Consider the following 2,116-nt stretch of genomic DNA (forward strand, 5'->3'; position numbering starts at 1 on the left):
TGAACATTTCAAACCTTTTGCGTTTGCTTACTTCGGCGATTCAGATACTGAAGATTGGTATGTTGAGGTATTGAATATCTTTACCTGGACGCAGGGGAATACGCGTATCAACACCGGTTTTGAACATGACCTCTCTGCTCTCTTTTTTTCTGAGAAACCCTTCACTGAATCTGACGATAGCCCTGAAATCCAAAAAGTGTCCTCAGATTACAGAAGTGAGCCAAATCCATCTAAAGATTTGCTAATCAAACTAAAAAATACCGGAACACCGCTGGGTCGATATGGAAATATCTATAGTGGTATTTCACTAGGACACAAAAGTGCATTCCTCATAGATGAATATACCTATGAACGTCTGCTCGCTGAAGACCGTAGTTGTGCAGATCTCATAGAACAGTTTCCTGATAAACCTAGGAAATGGAGATGGGAATCAAGTAACGCAATCTATATTCCTAGCAGTAAAAACAAGCGGTGGCCCTGGTCAGGCATAAGAGATGAATCAGAAGCCGAGCGGATTTTTGAAACGACCTATCCAGCAATTAGCAAACATCTACGCTTCTATAAAGACAGATTAAAGAAAAAGACAAACCCGGTGGTATTTTATTGGGAGTTCCCACCGCGCAACATTTATGATAAATTAAAACAGCCCAAAATTATTTATCGGGCTACTCATACTTCTATGCAAGCTGCCTATGACACATCCCATAGACTTCTCTCAAGCGCAACGTTGTTCATACCAACAAAAGATCTTTCCTTGCTGGCAATCTTAAACAGCAAACTTTTCGGTTGGTTTGCTCACAAAGAATGCAGATCTCCAAATCCGGAGATCAAACGGCTGTCTTTCTCAAAGCAAAACATGGAAAAGATCCCAGTAGCCTCACAAACAGCAAAACAAAAAGCGGACTTTTCAAATCTAGTCCAGCGGATACTTGAGGCACCCGATAGCCCTGAAGTCTCCGATATTGAACGGAAAATAGACCAATTGATATACGAACTTTACGAATTAACACCCGCGGAGATCGTATTAATAGAGGAGGAAACCAACCAATGAAAGTCTTAGTCATCGGTGGGACGGGCAACATTAGCCGTGGAATTGTTGCTGCGCTGCAAAGCCGAAATCACGAAGTCGTTCTGTTCAACCGCGGACAACACAGGGATGTACCGCCTCCAGATGTCCGCGTCATCCACGGCGACCGAAAAGATCGCGAGGATTTTGAGGCGAAAGTAGGTGCGGAAGCGTGGGATGCCGTGATTGATATGATTAGCTTCAATGCAGACGATGCCGCTTCCGCACTTCGGGCATGTCAGGGACGCGTCGGACACTTCGTCCACTGCTCAACAGTGATGACTTATGGACCACCGTTCGCTGGTATCAACCTTTCAGAGAGTGCACCGTTGCAAGGAACATCGGGCTATGGACTCGGCAAAATCGAGGCGGATAATCTGCTGTTGGAGGCGCATGAACGCGATGGATTCCCTGTAACTATTTTCAAGCCGTCCTACACACACGGACCTGGCATGAATCTCCTACGTCAAGTCGGTGGAGATGGTAGTTGGATCGACCGGTTGCGGAAGGGAAAACCGATCCTTTCCGCAGGCGATGGATTAAATTATTTTCAATTCCTGTCATCTCGAGACGCAGGTTTTGCGTTTACAGATGTACTCGGCAAATCCGATTGCTTCGGTGAAATCTACAACATCGTCCATCCGCAGGCGCGAACATGGGACGAATGGCACCGTGCAGCGGCGGAGGCACTCGGTGTTGACATAGAGATTGTGCATGTGTCGCAAGAGACACTCATCGCAATGTCACCGGAGCGATTCAGCGGATTACGAGGTAACTTCGGGCATACTCAAATCTTCAGTCACGAGAAATTAGCGGCAGTGCTACCCGAATTCTGTCCACAAGTTCCGGTTACAGAAAGTGTCGCAGAAAACATCGCGTGGATGGACAAACACAATCTGATTCCAGATAGCGATGCAGACGATTTGGAAGATCAAGTTATTGAGGCAGTTCGCAATTTACCCCGTATCCGATAATGCAGAGGTGAAACATGGTACAAATCAGATCAGCGTTAGATTCAGAAAAACTCGACCTTGTTGAACACGACCTGCG

2 protein-coding genes are annotated in these 2,116 nt (G+C 46.1%); both read left to right on the forward strand.

Annotation, left to right across the window (positions count from 1 at the left end):
* Nucleotides 1-1,051 (forward strand): hypothetical protein (locus tag OXH39_10250; protein ID MCY3550826.1); only part of this gene is annotated, 1,051 nt, incomplete at its 5' end.
* Nucleotides 1,048-2,040, forward strand: a complete 993-nt coding sequence (locus OXH39_10255) for an NAD-dependent epimerase/dehydratase family protein (protein MCY3550827.1) — start codon at nt 1,048-1,050, stop codon at nt 2,038-2,040. The genes OXH39_10250 and OXH39_10255, both read left to right, overlap by 4 nt.
* The last annotated feature ends 76 nt before the right edge of the window (nt 2,041-2,116 follow it).

This window comes from Candidatus Poribacteria bacterium, from assembly GCA_026702755.1.
Lineage (GTDB): Bacteria > Poribacteria > WGA-4E > WGA-4E > WGA-3G > WGA-3G.

Excerpts from the sequence above, each read along its gene's own strand:
- OXH39_10255 (MCY3550827.1), top strand. The coding sequence starts at position 1,048 with ATGAAAGTCTTAGTCATCGGTGGGACGGGCAACATTAGCCGTGGAATT.